Source organism: Vibrio sp. T9, from assembly GCF_003123985.1.
Lineage (GTDB): Bacteria > Pseudomonadota > Gammaproteobacteria > Enterobacterales > Vibrionaceae > Vibrio > Vibrio diabolicus.
Genome location: NZ_NIGY01000004.1, coordinates 240,157 through 258,226 on the forward strand (window position 1 = coordinate 240,157; position 18,070 = coordinate 258,226).

At 45.2% G+C, this 18,070-nt stretch carries 21 protein-coding genes; 8 read left to right on the forward strand and 13 right to left on the reverse strand.

Going from position 1 to position 18,070, the window contains the following annotated elements:
- Positions 1-81 precede the first annotated feature (81 nt).
- Positions 82-441: a glutaredoxin gene (locus CBX98_RS09900; RefSeq protein WP_046873702.1), complete on the forward strand. Its 360-nt coding sequence runs from the start codon at positions 82-84 to the stop codon at positions 439-441.
- Positions 442-633: 192 nt separating this feature from the next.
- Here the strand turns inward: CBX98_RS09900 and CBX98_RS09905 are convergent, their stop codons facing one another.
- Positions 634-1,260 (reverse strand): OmpA family protein, encoded by a 627-nt coding sequence (locus CBX98_RS09905; RefSeq protein ID WP_048625248.1) that lies wholly within the window; start codon positions 1,258-1,260, stop codon positions 634-636.
- 278 nt (positions 1,261-1,538) lie between these two features.
- On the opposite strand from CBX98_RS09905, the gene CBX98_RS09910 reads away from it, so the two are divergent.
- Both CBX98_RS09910 and CBX98_RS09915 read left to right on the forward strand, forming a co-directional pair.
- Complete coding sequence (locus CBX98_RS09910) at positions 1,539-2,171, forward strand: thiol:disulfide interchange protein DsbA/DsbL (RefSeq protein WP_109169107.1); 633 nt, start codon at positions 1,539-1,541, stop codon at positions 2,169-2,171.
- Positions 2,172-2,184: 13 nt separating this feature from the next.
- Complete coding sequence (locus CBX98_RS09915; protein ID WP_005391162.1) at positions 2,185-2,658, forward strand: FKBP-type peptidyl-prolyl cis-trans isomerase; 474 nt, start codon at positions 2,185-2,187, stop codon at positions 2,656-2,658.
- A gap of 81 nt (positions 2,659-2,739) precedes the next feature.
- Here CBX98_RS09915 and cyoE read toward each other — a convergent pair whose 3' ends face one another.
- Genes cyoE through CBX98_RS09935 form a run of 4 tightly spaced genes read right to left on the reverse strand, consistent with a single transcriptional unit; the run spans position 2,740 to position 6,032 of the window.
- On the reverse strand, positions 2,740-3,639 hold the full coding sequence (gene cyoE / locus CBX98_RS09920) for a heme o synthase (protein ID WP_109169108.1): 900 nt from the start codon (positions 3,637-3,639) through the stop codon (positions 2,740-2,742).
- Entirely contained in the window at positions 3,632-4,651 is a 1,020-nt protein-coding gene (locus tag CBX98_RS09925) for a COX15/CtaA family protein (protein WP_109169109.1), read from the reverse strand. Before CBX98_RS09925 ends, cyoE begins: the two co-directional genes overlap by 8 nt.
- Positions 4,652-4,663: 12 nt before the next feature.
- Positions 4,664-5,200, reverse strand: coding sequence for a hypothetical protein (locus CBX98_RS09930; RefSeq protein ID WP_047008370.1), 537 nt, complete (start codon positions 5,198-5,200; stop codon positions 4,664-4,666).
- On the reverse strand, positions 5,190-6,032 hold the full coding sequence (locus tag CBX98_RS09935; RefSeq protein WP_085344323.1) for an SURF1 family protein: 843 nt from the start codon (positions 6,030-6,032) through the stop codon (positions 5,190-5,192). The genes CBX98_RS09930 and CBX98_RS09935 overlap by 11 nt, the downstream gene beginning before the upstream one ends.
- Here CBX98_RS09935 and CBX98_RS09940 point away from each other — a divergent pair.
- Complete coding sequence (locus tag CBX98_RS09940; RefSeq protein WP_005391169.1) at positions 5,980-6,216, forward strand: DUF2909 family protein; 237 nt, start codon at positions 5,980-5,982, stop codon at positions 6,214-6,216. The two genes, CBX98_RS09935 and CBX98_RS09940, sit on opposite strands and share 53 nt — an antisense overlap.
- A 13-nt stretch (positions 6,217-6,229) precedes the next feature.
- Here the strand turns inward: CBX98_RS09940 and CBX98_RS09945 are convergent, their stop codons facing one another.
- From CBX98_RS09945 to coxB, 4 genes are read right to left on the reverse strand one after another with little or no spacing between them, the layout of a single operon-like run.
- Positions 6,230-7,114, reverse strand: a complete 885-nt coding sequence (locus CBX98_RS09945; RefSeq protein WP_005391171.1) for a cytochrome c oxidase subunit 3 — start codon at positions 7,112-7,114, stop codon at positions 6,230-6,232.
- Positions 7,115-7,165: 51 nt separating this feature from the next.
- Positions 7,166-7,705, reverse strand: coding sequence for a cytochrome c oxidase assembly protein (locus tag CBX98_RS09950; RefSeq protein WP_109169110.1), 540 nt, complete (start codon positions 7,703-7,705; stop codon positions 7,166-7,168).
- Between the two features lie 20 nt (positions 7,706-7,725).
- Positions 7,726-9,357 carry a cytochrome c oxidase subunit I gene (gene ctaD, locus CBX98_RS09955; protein ID WP_109169111.1) on the reverse strand — a complete coding sequence of 544 codons (1,632 nt, stop codon included), beginning with the start codon at positions 9,355-9,357 and terminating at the stop codon, positions 7,726-7,728.
- A complete protein-coding gene (gene coxB / locus CBX98_RS09960; RefSeq protein ID WP_109169112.1) occupies positions 9,354-10,517 on the reverse strand; it encodes a cytochrome c oxidase subunit II in 1,164 nt (387 codons plus the stop codon). Before coxB ends, ctaD begins: the two co-directional genes overlap by 4 nt.
- 329 nt (positions 10,518-10,846) lie before the next feature.
- Between coxB and CBX98_RS09965 the strand changes: the two genes are divergently transcribed.
- Entirely contained in the window at positions 10,847-12,541 is a 1,695-nt protein-coding gene (locus CBX98_RS09965; protein WP_047008374.1) for a phospho-sugar mutase, read from the forward strand.
- 99 nt (positions 12,542-12,640) lie between these two features.
- On the opposite strand, the gene CBX98_RS09970 is transcribed toward CBX98_RS09965, so the two are convergent.
- Together CBX98_RS09970 and CBX98_RS09975 are read right to left on the reverse strand one after the other, a co-directional pair.
- On the reverse strand, positions 12,641-13,063 hold the full coding sequence (locus CBX98_RS09970) for a GNAT family N-acetyltransferase (protein WP_109169113.1): 423 nt from the start codon (positions 13,061-13,063) through the stop codon (positions 12,641-12,643).
- 79 nt (positions 13,064-13,142) lie between these two features.
- Positions 13,143-13,775: a LysE family translocator gene (locus CBX98_RS09975; RefSeq protein ID WP_005375522.1), complete on the reverse strand. Its 633-nt coding sequence runs from the start codon at positions 13,773-13,775 to the stop codon at positions 13,143-13,145.
- A gap of 230 nt (positions 13,776-14,005) precedes the next feature.
- Between CBX98_RS09975 and CBX98_RS09980 the strand changes: the two genes are divergently transcribed.
- The 3 genes from CBX98_RS09980 (at position 14,006) to CBX98_RS09990 (ending at position 15,934) form a co-directional block, all read left to right on the forward strand.
- Positions 14,006-14,833, forward strand: coding sequence for an AraC family transcriptional regulator (locus tag CBX98_RS09980; protein ID WP_006742070.1), 828 nt, complete (start codon positions 14,006-14,008; stop codon positions 14,831-14,833).
- A gap of 79 nt (positions 14,834-14,912) precedes the next feature.
- Positions 14,913-15,623, forward strand: coding sequence for an AzlC family ABC transporter permease (locus tag CBX98_RS09985; protein WP_046873712.1), 711 nt, complete (start codon positions 14,913-14,915; stop codon positions 15,621-15,623).
- Positions 15,623-15,934, forward strand: a complete 312-nt coding sequence (locus CBX98_RS09990; RefSeq protein WP_047008376.1) for an AzlD domain-containing protein — start codon at positions 15,623-15,625, stop codon at positions 15,932-15,934. Before CBX98_RS09985 ends, CBX98_RS09990 begins: the two co-directional genes overlap by 1 nt.
- Here CBX98_RS09990 and CBX98_RS09995 read toward each other — a convergent pair.
- A complete protein-coding gene (locus tag CBX98_RS09995) occupies positions 15,931-16,545 on the reverse strand; it encodes a fumarylacetoacetate hydrolase family protein (protein WP_109169114.1) in 615 nt (204 codons plus the stop codon). The two genes, CBX98_RS09990 and CBX98_RS09995, sit on opposite strands and share 4 nt — an antisense overlap.
- Positions 16,546-16,766: 221 nt before the next feature.
- Complete coding sequence (locus CBX98_RS10000) at positions 16,767-17,825, reverse strand: porin (protein ID WP_046873713.1); 1,059 nt, start codon at positions 17,823-17,825, stop codon at positions 16,767-16,769.
- Between the last annotated feature and the right edge of the window lie 245 nt (positions 17,826-18,070).

Genomic DNA, 18,070 nt, shown 5'->3' on the forward strand with positions numbered 1-18,070 from the left:
GATAGACTTCACGCTCAATGCAACAAGCATCATGATTGCATTTTTAAAGGACAATTACCCAATGAACATCAAGGGATCATTATGAAGTTTATCCGTTGGATTTTAGGCAAGGTTATCTTATTGCTGAACGCCGTGTTCTCACCTCGTGGTGTTAAACGCAGTGCAGAAGAACAACAACGTATTGATGAAAAAGCAAAGCAATACGCACTTTACCAATTTGAAGCTTGCCCTTTTTGCGTAAAAGTCCGCCGTGCAATGAAGCGTCAGTCAGTGAACATTGAGCTACGTGATGCAAAAAATAACCCGACTCATCGAACTGAACTAGAGCAAGGTGGTGGACGAATTAAAGTCCCTTGCCTACGTATCGAAAAAGATGGCGAAACACAGTGGCTATACGAGTCATCTGACATCGTCGCTTACGTTGAAAAAGAATTTGCCTAAGTTCCCCCTATGAACATTGGCGGATGTAAAAGAGGCACCATACAGGTGCCTCTTTTCTATTCAGTCTAGCTGCTCGTTGCTATGCCTAGCCTTTGGGTTCACTCTTCTTGCTCATTCCCAGACGGAAACGCCAGTAAACACATAAGGGCTCAGTGAAAACGACACGACGTAGTTTATCGACCAGCCATCGCCTTACTCATCAACGATCAGCGTTAGCTCTACGCGTCGATTACAAGCTTTGCCACTGGCTGTCGAATTACTGCACTGCGGCACATACTCGCCAAAACCTCTAGAAAATACGCGTTGACGAGGAATACTCGTCGCCAGTAGTTGCTTTTCCACTTCACGAGCTCGCTTTTCTGACAACGTGTCATTAAAGCTGGCAGCTCCTGTGCTATCGGCATGGCCATCGATCACGACATCCACATCCGTTCTTCCTGCTAGATAGTGACCAATGTTTCGAATCCAGTCTTGAGATTGCGCTGATAACTGAGCAGAGCCAGTTTGAAAATGCACTTGCTCTTTCAAACGTATCATTAAGTGACCGCCACTGAGTGTCTCATGAGGAATATTGTGCCTGTTCAGAAACATTTCCAGAGAGGTCACATTTTGCGACTTTTTTACTGATGCCCTCTCAGTCTGATACGTGCGAGGTGAAGAAGCCACACTGGAGGCGCTCGGATAGCCCCACTCAGGATGTCTCAGCTCGGTGTTTGTTTTAGGAGCTGTATCTAAAATATTCCCGCCAGGAACCATGTCTTGATCAAGGCTACTGCACCCAGTCAGAATGCCGCAAACAATTAAAAACCACTGCTTCATACCATTACCAACGTAGAAAAACTCTTGTTCATTGTGTCGACAAAACACGCCAAATCTTTAGCGCTTTTATCCACCGATTGGTTTGTATATGCAGCGTTCATGCCACTGGAATCAATATCAAGTATCTCTCAAATAAAAAGAGATGCCCAAATACCCCCCTGCAGCCTACACATCAGGAAAAGCCTGTTACCAATCGTCTCACTTTATTGTTACTTAATGGTTTTAGTCACTATCGTTAACCGATAAACTAACGCAAATTTCTTACTTAGAGCATTATTATGTTAAAAACCATATCGAAAGGCTTTGCTGTGATTGCCGCTATGATGGCTTTGTCGGCATGCGATAGCGGCAACACTCAGCCTCAGCAAGGCAAACAATACGAAGTTTTGCCTGTATCCCTTGAAGAATATGATTTGGCGCCATTGACAGAAGCTTTTGCCCTAACTTGCGGCCACTGCCGTTCAATGGAAGAGTTTGTCCCTCAAATTGAATCATTGACCGAGCAAAGCGTTGAAAAAATGCATGTAACTTTCAATGAAAGTGCACAAGTAAGCGCCATCATCTTCTACACTGCAGTCATGCAACTAGAGTCGACACCTGACAAAGCATTTATGGCGGATCTTTTTGCTGCCGTACAAATGGGTCCTGATGCGACTGCTGAGGAACGTCAAATCGCCGTAGAGAAAGCCTTTGAATCTCGCAACCTTATCAGCCCTTACCATTTAGATGAAGCACAGCAAAAAACGCTGTTTGAGCACATCACTAAGGCAGAAGCGATCACAACTCGCGGCCAAATTAACTCCGTTCCAGCCTTTATCGTTAATGGAAAATACCAAGTCATTACTGGTGGTCATGACAGCGTCGAAGCCATGGCAGAAACCATTAACTATTTGCTAAAACAACCTAAATAGACAAGGAGCTTACGTGTCTAAATTTTTGTTCCCTCTCATTATTTTCATTCTGGCGGGCTTTTTCATTTACCGTACTTGGACAAACCATAAAGTAGCGGATGAAAACTTTGCGAAAGGCCAAGCATTCTTGCTCGAGAATGCGAAGAAAGAAGGTGTCATTACAACAGAAAGTGGTCTTCAATATATTGTTCTTGAAAAAGGCGAAGGTGAGGTTCACCCAACCGCGACAAGCAAAGTCAAAGTGCACTACCACGGCACGTTGATTGATGGCACTGTGTTTGATAGCTCCGTTAATCGCGGTGAGCCAATTTCGTTTGGTCTTAACCAAGTCATTAAAGGCTGGCAAGAAGGCCTACAATACATGGTCGAAGGTGAAAAAATCCGCCTTTTCGTACCAAGCACGCTCGGTTATGGCAAAAGTGGCTCAGGCCCAATTCCACCAGCAAGTGTTTTGATCTTTGATGTTGAATTGTTAGAGATTCAATAACTCTAGAAACTTTGCATTAAAGCCCAACTATCAAAACCAAAAACGCCGCGAACCACGCGGCGTTTTCTGTTTAAAGAGAGGCTACAAACCAATATAGTGATCCGAAAGCAATGCAATGAACAACGCAAAAAGGTGATAGATAGAAAATTTAAACGCCTCCATCGCGGTATTGGGCTCTGGCGCGTATTTTAGCTTCCATGCATGGTACATAAAGCCAGCGTTAAGTAGTAACGAGGCAAAAAGATAAACTACGCCGACCATTCCAACCAACACCGGCAGCACACAAACCAACGTCAACAATACTGTATACAACAGAATGGAAGTTTTGGTGTACTCGATACCATGTGTCACTGGCAACATTGGAATATCCACCTTACGATAGTCCTCTACGCGATGAATTGCGAGTGCCCAAAAGTGTGGTGGCGTCCAGATAAAAATGATCATCACAAGCAGCCAAGCATTCGCATGCAAATGCCCTGTTACGGCAGTCCAACCGAGAAGAGGCGGCATCGCACCCGCAATACCTGCAATTACGATATTTTGCGGAGTAGCGCGTTTGAGGTACATGGTGTACACCATCGCATAGCCGAGTAAACTCATCAAAGTCAGCCATGCCGTCAGTGGGTTGACCAGAGCATATAAAAGAACAAACCCTATGACGCCTAACGCCGTCGCAAAGGTTATCACTGATAACGGCTTAGCTTCACCCGATGGCAACGGACGTTTGTGTGTCCGAGACATTCTCGCATCAATGCGGCGGTCAATCAGGTGATTAAACGCAGCCGCGGAGCCTGCCATCAAACCAATGCCTGTTAGGCCAACCGCCGCCTGCAACCAAGGAAACTCAGTAACAGGCGCTAAACTCATCCCGACAACGGCCGTCACCAGCATTAATGCGACTACTTTAGGCTTCGTTAACTTCAAATAAACGGAACTTAGTCGCTTTCGCTCATTTAACGACAGTGCGATTTCTTTACTCATAGCGAACTCCTTTCGCGGTGTAACTCCAAGCTTTTTTGCCCTGCCACAAATAAAACTGACTCACACAAACAAGACTCAACATAATGGCGGCACCCAAGTTATGTGCCACGGCGACATAAATCGGAAGTTGGAATACAACGTTGCTCACGCCCAACATAATTTGACACGCTAAAGTGAGTAGTAACCATCCTCCAATGCGCTGTGAATGATGGGAATCTTGCCTCATGAGCATAATGCTATAAGCCAATACGACGGTAGCGGTGACCATCGCACCGAGGCGATGCGTAACATGTATGGTCATTCTTGCGGGATACTCTAATACACCAAACTCGTAATTCTCGAATCCGGTTTGCCAGAAAGAAAACGCCTCTTTCCATGAGAGATGACTCATCCAATCTCCCTCACAAATCGGCAGTGAGGTGCACATGAGCGCGGCATAGTTTGACGAAGTCCACCCTCCTAGCAGCACCTGCATAAAAACAACCAGAAAAACCAATAATGAGAAGCCTCGCAGCGAGCTGGAAGATGGAGAGAAATAGAGATTATTTTGCGCTTTTAACTGACAGTAAAAAATCGCCTGCAGAACCAGTAAAGTAAATCCACCAAGCAGATGAAGCATTACGATGACTGGCATTAATTTGAGCGTCACGGTCCACATCCCCAAAAGTGCTTGCCCGACCACCAGTACACTGAGAAGCATCGGAATAGTAGGATTCACGCGCTCAGATCTCGTTGATATCACTGTCATAGCAAAAATGACCAGACCCAGCGTTCCTGCAAAATAGCGATGAATCATTTCAAGCCATGCTTTCTCATGCTCAACAGCCCGTTCAGGGAAATTAAGATTGGCACGTATTACGTCTTCTTCTTGATGAGGCACAGCAAGATGCCCATAGCAGCCGGGCCAATCAGGGCAACCTAACCCTGCATCAGAAAGGCGAGTATATGCGCCTAACATGATCACCACGAAAGTTAGGAGCAAACTGAATTTAACCAACTGAATTAACTTCATATACGCCCCTTTCTAACCAACTCGTGACAATTTTAAGAGCTTGCGTAAATCCGCCAACATACCTTTGTTGAACGAGACTAAATCTTCATTCGGTTTTGGCGAGTAAGACATCACCAATTGCCCCAGAGGATCAACGATTAACATTTGTCCGGGTTTCACTTTGGCGGTAACCGATTGATTCATTTGCATTGTCGTCATCGATACATCTACGGTACCGGACAACTCTGTCTGCCAAAGCACCGGCACCACACGCTCTTGATATTTTCCTAAAGCGACATGGCTTTGCTGAAGCAGGTAAAGCTGCTGCCTGCATTGTTCTGTGCACTCATTAGGTAAAACATAAGCGAGTTGCCACCTGTGCTCCTTGAGTGGGGACTCTTGACCAAGTAGCTCTAACGTTGTGTATGGTTCAACCAACACACCTCTATTGGTCACACCGCTTTGATACCACCCTTGGGTGAGAATGACCTTAGCGATGACGGCAGGAAGCGCAAACGTACACACCAACGCAATCAACATTAGCCGCCCTTTGGTTACTTTAGATGTCATGCTTCACCTCCATGTGACGCAACTTTCTTTGCCAACGAACAAAAACAATTAAGGTCAATAATAAGAAAACGCCCGCCATCGAAAACCACTGAATCGAATAACCGAAATGCTTGGCGCTGTTGAGCGGCAATGGGTTCCAAGGAAAGTCGTAAGGCCAATTTTTTAGATTGTCTGGCTGCAAGACTGCGGGCATAAGTTCAATATTAAGTAGCTGATTCAGTTGCGCGATATTCAGGTTCTGCACACGAATGGCATCGCCAACTTCTGGCATTAATTCAGAGCTCAGCGGGTTAGCAGATTTTCGGTACAGACGTCCCGTGATAAAGGTCGACACTTCGAGTGTTGTGACGGTTGGTAATACTGAACGATCTGCTATTCCCTCCAAAAAACCAAGCTCTAATAATGCATAGGTTCCTGATTCATCACTCATAGAGACAATCTGAAATGCTAAATAGCCCACATTGCCCTGATGCGTTTGGTTATCCAGTAAAATTACGGGAAACGCCTGAGGAACAACATTAGCTTCCACTTTTTTCCCGAGAATGCTGCCTTCTCTCCAATCGTTTTCTTCAAGAACTTCGCCTAATGCTTGGTACGCACTATCCGCTCGCGCAAGAATGGCTTGCTCCAAAGCCTGTTTCTCTTGCCCTCTTTCAAGCTGCCAAAAACCCAGTTTGACCAAAAGAGAAAACACAACCACAGTTAAACCAACTGCAACCCAAAACCGTTTCGATAGCCATAATTGTCTTGATAACAACAACGATGAAACCGGAGGTGCTATGTCCACCGTATTTCTATTCAAACTGACGCTTGTCCTTTTGCTGCTTTTCATTATCTTCAACCTCGCAAAAGCGCTTATCGAAATGGTTCGTGAAGACCCAGATAATCCCGAAAAAAGAGACAAACCTATGAGTCATTACTTAGGCCGTCGAGTCATGTTCTCCGCTTTAGTAGTTATCCTTCTACTTATTGCGCTCAGTTCAGGCTGGCTGGCTCCGAATCCCCGTCCTTACTAATCGCCCAATGCACCTACAGCACGTACACGAACACAAATAGACATAACCAAACCACATCCACAAAGTGCCAATACCAACTACCTGCTTGGAAGGCAAAATGGTTCTTAGACGAAAAATGATCTTTAGCGATTCGGAGCAATAATACGATTAAGAAAATCGTCCCAAGACAAACGTGCAAACCGTGAAAACCCGTCAGCATAAAGAAGGTGTTTCCGTAGATACCAGATTGCAACGTGAGCCCCATTTCTTGATAAGCATGAGCATACTCAACCGCTTGGTAATATAGGAAAAAGCCCGCAAGCACGATGGTGATTTCCAACCAAACAATCAGTGCCGTTCTTTTGTCTTTTTCAAGGCTTATGTGCGCCATATGCAGTGTAATCGACGACAATAACAGCAAAATAGTATTAGTAAGGGGAATGCCCTGCCACGGCATAGCTTGCGTTGTTTCTCCACCCGGAGTCAGTGTGAGTGGCCACATAGCTTCGAAGGTTGGCCACAAAACCTCGTTGGTCATGAAGTTGTTATCTGCCCCACCTAACCAAGGCACAGAAATCATCCTGGCGTAAAATAGCGCACCAAAAAAGGCACCAAAAAACATCACTTCAGAGAAGATGAACCAGCTCATCCCTTGGCGAAAAGAACGAGTAATTTGTGAGCTGTATTTTCCACTCAGTGACTCAGTAATCACATTACTAAACCAGCCCGCCAACATGTAAAGCAAGAACAGAAAACCTACCGCTAGCACAATGCTACCAATGGTTCCCACAGCCCCTTCACTTTGTGTCCCCTGAACGGTCATTCCTGCACCAACGGCAACTAAAAATAGAGCAAACGCACCGATGATCGGCCAGCTACTTTGAGCGGGAACATAATATGTTCCTGGCTTGTTACTCATAATTTCTCTCCTTACTGACCAGCCTTGGTCTGTATCTCTCTCCTTGAGTGGCTAAGAACCTGTAGGAGGGGGAAGTTTATAGAGTGTGTAAGACAGCGTTAACGTGTGTATCGACTCCGGTAAGTCCGGTTCGATATAAAAAATCAACGGCATTTGAGCTTGTTGTTTGCCATCCAAAGGCTGTTGGTTAAAACAAAAGCACTCAATCTTATTGAAATAAGCGGCACCATTCCCGGGAGAAACAGAGGGAACGGCTTGCCCTACCAACTTCTGCCCGCTTTCATTAAATGCAAGGTATTCGGTTTGCACGACTTCACCGGGATGAACGTCCATCGAAATCACTTTGGGTTTAAACTCCCAAGGCATATCGGGGCTTACATGCGACATAAACTCCACGCGAATGGTTCGGCTCATATCCGGTTGCATACCAGTTGGTTGAATGGCGGCCACTTCACTTGTTTTTCCATTGATACCCAGTGCATCGCACATTACGTCATACAATGGGACAAGTGCGTAGCCAAACCCGAACATCAAAAGGGTCGCTAAAAGCAACTTCACTGTGAGCTTTTTGTTTGATGGATTCGGTTTCATCTCACTCACCCTATTCGTTTCTAATCGACTTTAGGCGGCGTAGTAAACGTATGATGGGGCGCCGGGCTTGGCACCGTCCATTCTAAGCCCTCCGCACGTTCCCACGGTTTTGCAGCGGCCTTTTCACCGCCACGAATACAACTAATCACCACCCATAAAAAGATCAATTGTGACAACCCAAACGCAAATCCACCAATGGAGACGATTTGATTGACATCAGCAAACTGAATAGCGTAATCCGGGATACGTCTTGGCATACCCGCTAAACCTAGAAAGTGCATCGGGAAAAACAAAACATTAACTGAAATAATCGAGCACCAGAAATGCCACAAACTCAGCTTGTGGTCGTACATATTGCCTGTCCACTTAGGTAACCAATAGTACGCTGCCGCCATAATCGAGAATACGGCACCAGATACCAACACATAGTGGAAATGCGCAACCACGAAGTAAGTGTCATGATATTGGAAATCCGCCGGCACAATTGCCAGCATCAATCCCGAGAAACCGCCAATCGTAAAGAGCACAATAAAGGCAATGGCAAACAACATTGGCGTTTCAAATGTCAGAGCCCCACGCCACATGGTGGCGACCCAGTTAAAGACTTTCACCCCTGTTGGTACCGCAATCAGCATGGTGCAATACATAAAGAAAAGCTCTGCAAAAACTGGCATCCCCGTTGTAAACATGTGATGCGCCCACACAAGGAAAGACAACAACGCAATGCTGCACGTCGCGTAAACCATCGAATGATAACCAAACAGCTTCTTGCCACTGAAAGCAGGAAGGATGGCAGAAATGATGCCAAACGACGGTAAAATCATGATGTACACTTCTGGGTGACCAAAGAACCAAAAGATGTGTTGAAACATCACCGGATCGCCGCCACCAGCTGCATCAAAGAAGCTAGTCCCGAAATATTTGTCAGTAAGAACCATCGTCACCGCACCCGCTAATACCGGCATAACCGCGATCAATAAGAAAGCGGTGATTAACCAAGTCCAAACAAACATTGGTAACTTGAACCAAGTCATTCCCGGAGCTCGCATATTTACTATCGTCACGATAACGTTTATCGCGCCCATGATGGAGCTGATACCCATGATGTGAACAGAGAATACAAACAGCGCGGTGCTATCTGGGCCATAAGTCGTGGACAACGGAGCATAGAACGTCCAGCCAAAATCGGGGCCGCCGCCAGGTAAAAACAACGAGCTCAATAAAACAAGAAATGCAAAAGGTAGAATCCAAAAGCTCAAGTTGTTCATGCGAGGTAGCGCCATATCTGGAGCACCGATCATCATTGGAATCATCCAGTTAGCAAGGCCCGTAAATGCTGGCATCACAGCACCAAACACCATCACCAAACCGTGTACCGTAGTCATTTGATTAAAAAACTGTGGATCAACCAGCTGAAGTCCAGGCTGGAATAATTCGGCACGAATGACCATCGCCATCGCACCACCAGTCAGAAACATCGCAAAACTAAACCAAAGGTACAGGGTGCCAATATCTTTATGGTTTGTGGAATACAGCCAACGAGCAATACCTTGGGGAGCATGATGATCATGGTCATCATCAATCGCAATGGTACTGTTTGCACTGGCTTCCGCTGGAGCAGACTTCACTGCCTTTTCTATTGGCTTACTCATATTTCCTCCTTAGCACTGCCTTGTGCCTTAAAGGCATTCACATCGGATGCTTGCACCCTATCACCAGTGTCGTTGCCCCATGCGTTTCGCTGGTATGTGATGACCGCAGCAATTTCTTTGTCACTTAACTGGTTCGAAAAAGACTGCATTGCAGTGCCCGGACGGCCATTCACAATCACATCAATGTGCTCTGAAATTGGGCCTGTTGCGATAGGACTGCCCTTAATCGCGGGAAATGCACCCGGAATCCCCTCACCATTAGCCTGATGGCACACAGCACAACGCGCCGTGTATATCGATTCGCCCTGCGACATCAACTCATCCATGGATAAATCTTGAGAGAGCGCCTCTTGTGCCGCCGCTTTTTGAAGTGCGATTTCTTCCTTCTTACTCGCTAACCATTCATCAAACTTTTCTTCTTCCATCGCATGCACCACCACCGGCATGAACCCGTGTGCACGACCACATAGCTCCGCACATTGACCGCGATATACGCCTGGCTCATCAATTCTTGTCCATGCTTCATTAATAAAACCAGGGATGGTGTCTTTCTTGACAGCAAAATCCGGCACCCACCATGAGTGAATAACATCATCAGAAGTCATCAAAAAACGCACTTTGCGATTCACAGGCAACACCAAAGGGTTGTCTACTTCCAATAGATAATGCGCGCCTTTTGTCTCGATACCATCAATTTGCTTTTGGCTGGTGGCAAGCAAACTGAAGAACTCAACATCTTCACCAAAATAGCTGTAATGCCATTTCCATTGCGAGCCTGTGATCTTGACCGTGATATCTGATTGGCTTGTGTCTTCCATTGCGACTAAAGTTTTCGTTGCGGGAATCGCCATGGCGACAAGAATGATGATAGGTATGACTGTCCAGATAATTTCCACTTTTGTACTTTCGTGGAAATGTGCGGCAACTGCTCCTTTTGACTTGCGATGACGAAAGATGGAATAGAACATGACACCAAATACAATCAAAGCAATTACGCAGCAGATATAGAAAATCAGCATATGTAATTCATACACTTGCCCACTTATCGCTGTGACCCCTTTGGTCATGTTGTAGTCACTTTCCTTTGACCAACTGAAAGAGGATAATGTGATTAAAATCACATTCAGTGATAAGGCTAGAGTAGTCGTTAATCTTTTCAAAAGATCTCTCCTCTGCTCAGCCGCTACGCTTGCGCGAGCTTCCTTGCGTCCCGATGCAAATATCGAACAACTTTACGAAAAATCACAAAAACTACGATTTCGACACGGTTTGTTATATTTATGTTAAAAGGCTAGTTATAGTTCCAAGGTTCTTCAAGAAATTAAATATGATTAAATTTTGTTCGGATAAAAAAATTAATTCGGTTTATCGATTGCCCTCTTTGAAATGTAATTGAGAACCATTTACATTAATTTAAAAGAAAACATTGAGATACTTACAAAACGAAGTGTCCAAGAAAGTAGGCGCCCCCTACTAAGGAATGATTGATATGACAGCACTAATTACTCAATGGCTAGAACGAGACCCTGATCCTAAGACTCGCGAAGAGCTACAACACCTCGTCGATACAAATAATGAACAAGAGCTTACTGATCGCTTTGGATCGCGCCTTGCCTTTGGTACAGCAGGGTTACGCGGCAAAGTGGGTGCAGGTCCAAACCGAATGAACCGTTTGGTGATTCAAGAGACAGCCACTGGCCTAGGAAACTATTTGCTAGAGCAAGTCAAAGATGCCGCAAGTCGTGGTGTCGTTATTGGCTACGACGGTCGTCCTGATTCGAAACAATTCGCGCATGATACCGCGTCCGTACTGACAGCCCTTGGTATCAAGGTTTACCTAACGTACGATGTTGCAGCAACCCCAATTGTTGCGTTTGGTGTCCGAACATTGAATGCTGCGGCCGCTGTTGTTGTTACCGCTAGCCACAATCCACCAGAGTACAATGGCTTTAAAGTATATTGGGAGAATGGCGCACAAATCATTCCTCCACACGACTCTGGAATCGCAGCGAAAATTGATGACGCAACAACGAAGCCATTACCTTTAATGTCTCTCGATGATGCAAAACAGCACGGTTTGTTAGTTTGGTTGGAAGACGACTACTACCAAACTTACCGTAAAACGATGAACGAAAACGCGCTGCTTACTCCTGACAACAACACCGATATTTCTATCGCTTACACTGCGATGCATGGCGTTGGCGCGAATATGGCGGAAACGCTCCTCGCAGACGCTGGCTTCAAAAAAGTGGCAAGTGTTAAGGAACAGCGCGAACCTGATGGTAGCTTCCCAACCGTCAACTTCCCAAACCCTGAAGAAGCGGGAGCAATGGATATGGTGATGGCGTTAGGTAAGTCCGTAGATGCTGATATCGCTTGTGCCAACGATCCAGATGCCGACCGTTTTGCAGTGGCGGTCAAACGCCCAGATGGCGAATACCAAATGTTAACCGGCGACCAAGTGGGTTCACTGTTTGGCGATTACTTGCTAGAACAGCAACCTAACGCTCTGGTTGGCAACACCATCGTATCATCAAGAATGCTGAGTAGCATTGCCAAAGCGCATGGCGCCCAATACTACCAAACGTTAACAGGCTTCAAATGGCTCACTAACGTTGCCATGGAGCAAGAGACAGAAGCCAATCCATTCTTGTTTGCTTATGAAGAAGCGCTCGGTTATACCGTGGGTAACAAAGTGTGGGATAAAGATGGTTTATCTGCAATCGTCGCATTTGCTCAGCTAACAGGTAAACTTAAAGCTCAAGGCAAAACACTATGGGATAAACTGGAAGAACTGTACCGCGAGCACGGTTTCTACTTTAACGCGCAGCGCAGTATCGCTCTCGACCCGAACTCTCCACCAATCGGTGACAAGCTCCGTGCAAACCCACCAACAGAGATTGCTGGTAAAAAAGTAGCAGTAACTGAAGATCTAAAAACATCAGTTCGCATGTTTGATGACGGCTCAGAAGAATCCATTGACTTACCAGCAAGTGACGTATTGATTTATCACCTAGAAGATCAGTCTCGTGTGATTGTTCGCCCTTCGGGTACCGAGCCAAAACTAAAATGTTACTACGAAGTCATCAACCTTTTCCCTGCGGATATGAGCTATGCACAAGCACAGCAAGCGGCAGAGGCGAAGATGAACGAACTTATCGACGCGCATCAGACAAGTTTGTAAGTCAAAGAGAAGCCGAGACATCTGATACGATAAGAGGCGCAAATTCGCGCCTCTTTTTTGATTTTGACTAGAACAAGTCAAGCTAACCCGTGCCTTTTCCTAGCCTACAATTTCCTTTTGTAGAAAGTACTTGTGGATGCCCTCTGCAGGATAGCCTGAGTACTGCCCTACTTTCTCAAAACCTAATTTGAGATAGAACTCAAGAGCTTGAAAGCTGTAGGTATCCAAATAAACATGGGTAACCCCGTGAGGCTTTACTTTGTCTTCTAGCATTGACATTAACTGGCTACCGAGACCAGATGTCCGACTTTCAGCATCTACCCACAAAAACTCAACAAACACCGTGTTTTTAAACATTTCGCCAGTCAGACCACCCATGGTCTTGCCATTCTCATCTTTAGCAAAACAGCCCACAGCATGCACTTCCCCTTCAGGCAAATGCATTCGGTTATAAGATCGAATACCTTCACGAACAGAATCAAGGTCTGTTTGATCTGGATTTAAACAAAATTCAAGCTTCATACATCCTCTCCTTAAGAAACACCAATATCCTAAAACAAAAAGCCAGCAATTGCTGGCTTTCTGATGGAATATGATAACTTTATAAGGCGAAACTGCTCAGCATCCACAACGCGAGAATAACGAACACTAAACCCATTAGTTTATGTTGATACGTGCGGAATTTTTCGTTCTCGAGCAGCCCCTTACCCAATGTGCCTGCCAGCCCAACAAGTAATAAATTGAATGACAAGCCAAGGACGTTTAACAATAACCCTAGTGCTAGCATCTGCTCACCAGAAGACGCTGTAATATTGCTTGAGACAAACTGCGGCAAAAACATCACAAAAAATACCAACGCTTTAGGGTTAAGCAAATTACTCATCAAAGCACGTTGATAATAAGTTGACGCCATTTTGTTTTGACCATCAAGCTCTGGAGCCGAAGATGCCTCAGCTCGTAAGCAGTCCCAGCCCATTTTTAGCAAGTATGCGCCACCTAATAGATGAAGGACTTTAAGGGCGATTGGGCTCATTGCAATCAGGGTAGATACTCCCATTGCAGCAAGCAAAGTAAGAATAACACCAGACGTCGCATTGCCTAAGCTAGCAAACAGACCGACCTTCTTACCGTAACTCATACTAGAGCTCGCGATAAGCAACATATCGGGCCCTGGTAACAGCAACAAAGCCACTACTGCGGTGAGATAAACAGGAAGTACAGATAAATCAATCATGATGGAACCGCTTTTTCTACAACAAAGCGGCGAATGTTATACCAACAAAATAACAACAGCCAGCCCAAAATCACCAAGATAATTCAGAAAATAAAAATCATAGTTTGCTAGGACGAAAAATAACAATCAATTCGCCTATTTATAAAAATCGAATAGCAATTTTGTACAAAAATAAGCACGATGGATCCGTTACACTTCTAAGATGACTTTCTTGAGCAGACCGGATAAAGATGAAAGAAAAGAATAAGGAAATCGCTACCTTCAAGATAGCTCAAGAGCTCGGCGGTTTAGAGCTTCTCGATGCAAAGTACGAGAAGCAGAATTTTTCACGCCATAGCCACGAAGGTTACACTATTGGTGTCATCGAAAAAGGGGCACAACAATTTTTTAGGACGGGCGGGAATCATATCGCGCCACAGGACAGCATCATCCTTGTTAATGCAGATGAAGTACACAACGGGCATTCAGCCTCGGAAGGCGGCTGGGAATACAAAGCAATGTACCCCGTACCTCAGCAGTTTCAAACTTTAGGACAAGAGCTTGGTTCACCAAATGTAGCGCTGCCCTATTTTCCTCAACCTGTGGTTTACGATCCTGAGCTGGCTAGTCAGTTACGATTGGTGTTTGAAACACTAGAAAAATCAGACAACCGTTTATTGAGAGAAACTTTGATTTACGGCACGTTGATCAAACTAGCCAGCAAACACAGCACCCACCGGGCACCGCTCAAAGAATCAACCAGAGCTCAGCGACAAATACAGTTGGTCAAAGAGTTTTTGGAAGACTTCCCGCAAACGGACGTCTCGCTAGAAGAGCTCGCAAAACTGGCTGGGTTAAGCCCTTTTCATTTGCTAAGAGAGTTTCAAAAACAGTTTGGCTTCCCTCCCCATGCTTATCAAATTCAGCAACGTTTACGTATGGCGAAGAAGCTACTAAAAATGGGACAAAAAATTTCAGATGTGGCACAAGAATGTGGCTTCCATGATCAAAGCCATCTGCATCGACACTTTAAAAAAGCCATGGGCGTCACTCCCGGCCAATACGTCCGTCACAGCTAAAGCAGCAATATTGTACAAGGCGTTATGCGACTACCGAGCTATCTTGGTAGCCTGATTTAGGAATAACTAAGAAGAAACTATGGACCACACTTTGCCGTTACAAGAAGAATCAAAAGCCACGCTATTTTGGCAAGGCACACTTGCGATGATGCCACTGAGTATCGCGGTGTTACCTTGGGGTTTGCTCGCAGGCTCATTCGCGATTGATACTGGGCTTCACCCTTTGGAAGGACAAGCACTGTCCGCCATTCTGTTCGCCGGTTCCGCGCAGCTCGTCGCGATGGGGATGATTAAATCGGGGGCAGGTCTAGTAACCATGTTACTAACAACGTTTTTTATCACCTCTCGACACTTCCTCTACAGTGTATCGATGCGCAGTAAAATTGCACCACTTCCTCTTAAATGGCGGTTATCACTCGGATTCTTACTCACTGATGAGCTGTTTGCGATTGTAGGTCATCATTCCGATAAACAATTTAATCGCTGGTATGCGCTTGGGGCTGGTTTGAGTTTTTACCTGTTTTGGAATATCGCGACATTGACGGGCATTATTGCGGGAAGCCTGATCCCTGAACTGAACGAAATGGGATTGGAATTTGCTGTGGCCGCGACTTTTATCGCAATTGTAGTTCCGACTATTAAAAATATGGCGGTGCTAGCGAGTGTTGTCGTGGCATTAGTGAGCTCGGTCGCCCTAACCTATTACCAAGTGGAAGGAAGTTTGATGATTTCGAGCATTTTAGCCATGCTTACAGGCTACTTTGTGGAACAAGTACAGGAGAAACACTAATGATCATGTTGTCTATTTTACTGATGACGGTACTTGTTTTCACCAGCCGCTACTTGTTTTTAGAACCCAAGCTACCACTGCGATTAGGAACACGTACACAAAAAGTGCTCAACTACGCCAGCCCTGCGGTACTCACTGCGATCTGGGCGCCTATCGTTTTCATTCCCGATGGAGCACTCAGCGTGAATGTGCACAACCCATTTTTATTGGCTGCCTTGCTGGCTGCGTTAATCGCGTACTTTACTAAAAATGTTCTTTTAACGACGGTGATCAGCATGGTGGTATTTCTCGTTCTGCGAATTTGGCTTTAATCCGCCACCCACTCAATCTCCAACAAGGTGACATCACCACACTTTAATCGTCCAAGGAAGATGTCACCTTGATGCACCTCACCAACTCCTTTTGGTGTGCCGGTCATTACCACATCGCCATCTTGAAGTGTTGTGTAACTCGTTAATTCATCCAAAATGGTTAGCGGCGGATAGAGCATCTGGTTAACGTGACCTTTTTGTACACGAACGCAGTTAATCAAGAGCTCTAGGTTAAGATCATTAATATCAATGTTATCCAAAGAGACAAATCGACTAAACACTGCGGAGCCATCAAACGCTTTAGCACGCTCCCAAGGCAACCCTTGTTGTTTAAGTGAAGACTGCAAACCGCGCTTGGTCAGATCCAATCCCAAACCGACCGCTGAATAGCGTCCATCTTTGATCAGAAAACAGATTTCAGCCTCGTAATGAAGAGGCTCTTGATGAAATGAACGCAGAGTCGTCGATACGGAAGTCGCGGGTTTATTAAATACCACCATTTGCTCAGGGATCGCATTATCAAGCTCATGAATATGTTCAACGTAATTTCGCCCAACACAAAGCACTTTACCCACTTCTACTTTCTTTTCTTCAACTTGAATAACGCTCATCGCTCTTCCCTGCAAAACAAAAACCTCATCATAATCTAACCTATTGACTTAACGACACTAAATCCCATCCTCTAGTGTGAAAAATAAGACATTCACCCCGTTTTGAGTTTTGTATCATCTAATTGAAACATCACGGTATTTACAAAACAAATAGACAAAAAAGCCAGCACGAGGCTGGCTTTAAATCAATAAGGGTGAATGATTGTTCTCGCTAAATCCTATTATAGGTAGTAACGAGCACCTATCGCCCATTTGTCATCAGTTTCACGACCATGGTCATCATTTAGGTCAAACTGGTAACCCGCGTAACCAACAAATTTAGGCGTGAAGTTGTACTCTGCCTGCAGTGCCATTTCCTCACGAGCGGTTTCTGTTTTAGAATTTTTGAACTCTTTACCTTCAACCATCTCGTAGTTAACGCTCAAGTTTAAGCTGTTCGCTAGAGCGTATGCGATGATCGCTTCGTACGCATCACTTTCCGCCAAACGGTCGCCATTTACACTGAAGTTCATATTTTCATTTGAACCATATACCGCGGCAAGGAACAGACCTTGGCCGTAAGCGCCGTAAGATGCAGACACAACATGTGATTCTGCGGTGTGTTTACCTGTGTAAGCAGGGTGTTGGAAGTCACCACCGTTGTATGAGTAGCCAATTTTCGCGCCCATGATTGCGTAAGAAAGCGCAACTTGCATGCGGTCATCGTATTTAAGACCACCAGTGATAGTACCTGCGTCGTTACGCGTGTATTCATCATTTGCGCCTTGCCATCCAAGACCAACGTTAATCGCACCTGCTTCGCCTAAATCAAAGCCATTTCGATAAGACAGCATTTTATCCGCACGACCTGTGCCTAGGTTTCCGTGATCGTCGTAAATGAAGTCATTCGCAAACGCAATTGGCATATCCGCGATGCCTGCTACATCATAGTAAGGTGACCATTGCGTACCACCTACTGCACGACCGTAAACCTCATGTGTTAAACCTAAGTAACCTAGACGAGTTTTAAACGACTCTTCACCGCCATCTAAGTAGTTTAGAGCCCATTCACCACGTGCGTCTGCGGTAAAGCCATTGCCTAAATCTTGTGTCGCAGAGATATTGATACGAGGAGAGTTAGTACCAACATCCGTGTCACCTTGCTCTGAACCATTTAAGTTAACAGAAACGTGGCCGCCCATCGAAAATGTTGTGCCATCGTTATTATAAAGTTCCACTGCCACTGCTTGAGTGCCGAAAGTTGCTGCTGCGATTGCCGCTGCTAATAATTTTTTATTCATTTCTAAATCCATTACTTATTAGTTGGTTAGTCAGTTTTAGACCCAGCTCTGATTCACTTTCGTAAAACGAAATGATGAACACAGAAAGGAATACAAAGGCCCTCTGGGGCATCTTTTCCGCCAGAATGGATTTACCTTTGTGTAACAACTGCCGACACTTTATTTGATTAGTTCCTGATAACCGAGTGAAAAATTCTCAGCAAAAAACTAAAAAGCAAACGTTTACTTATCCGAAAAAAAATCCA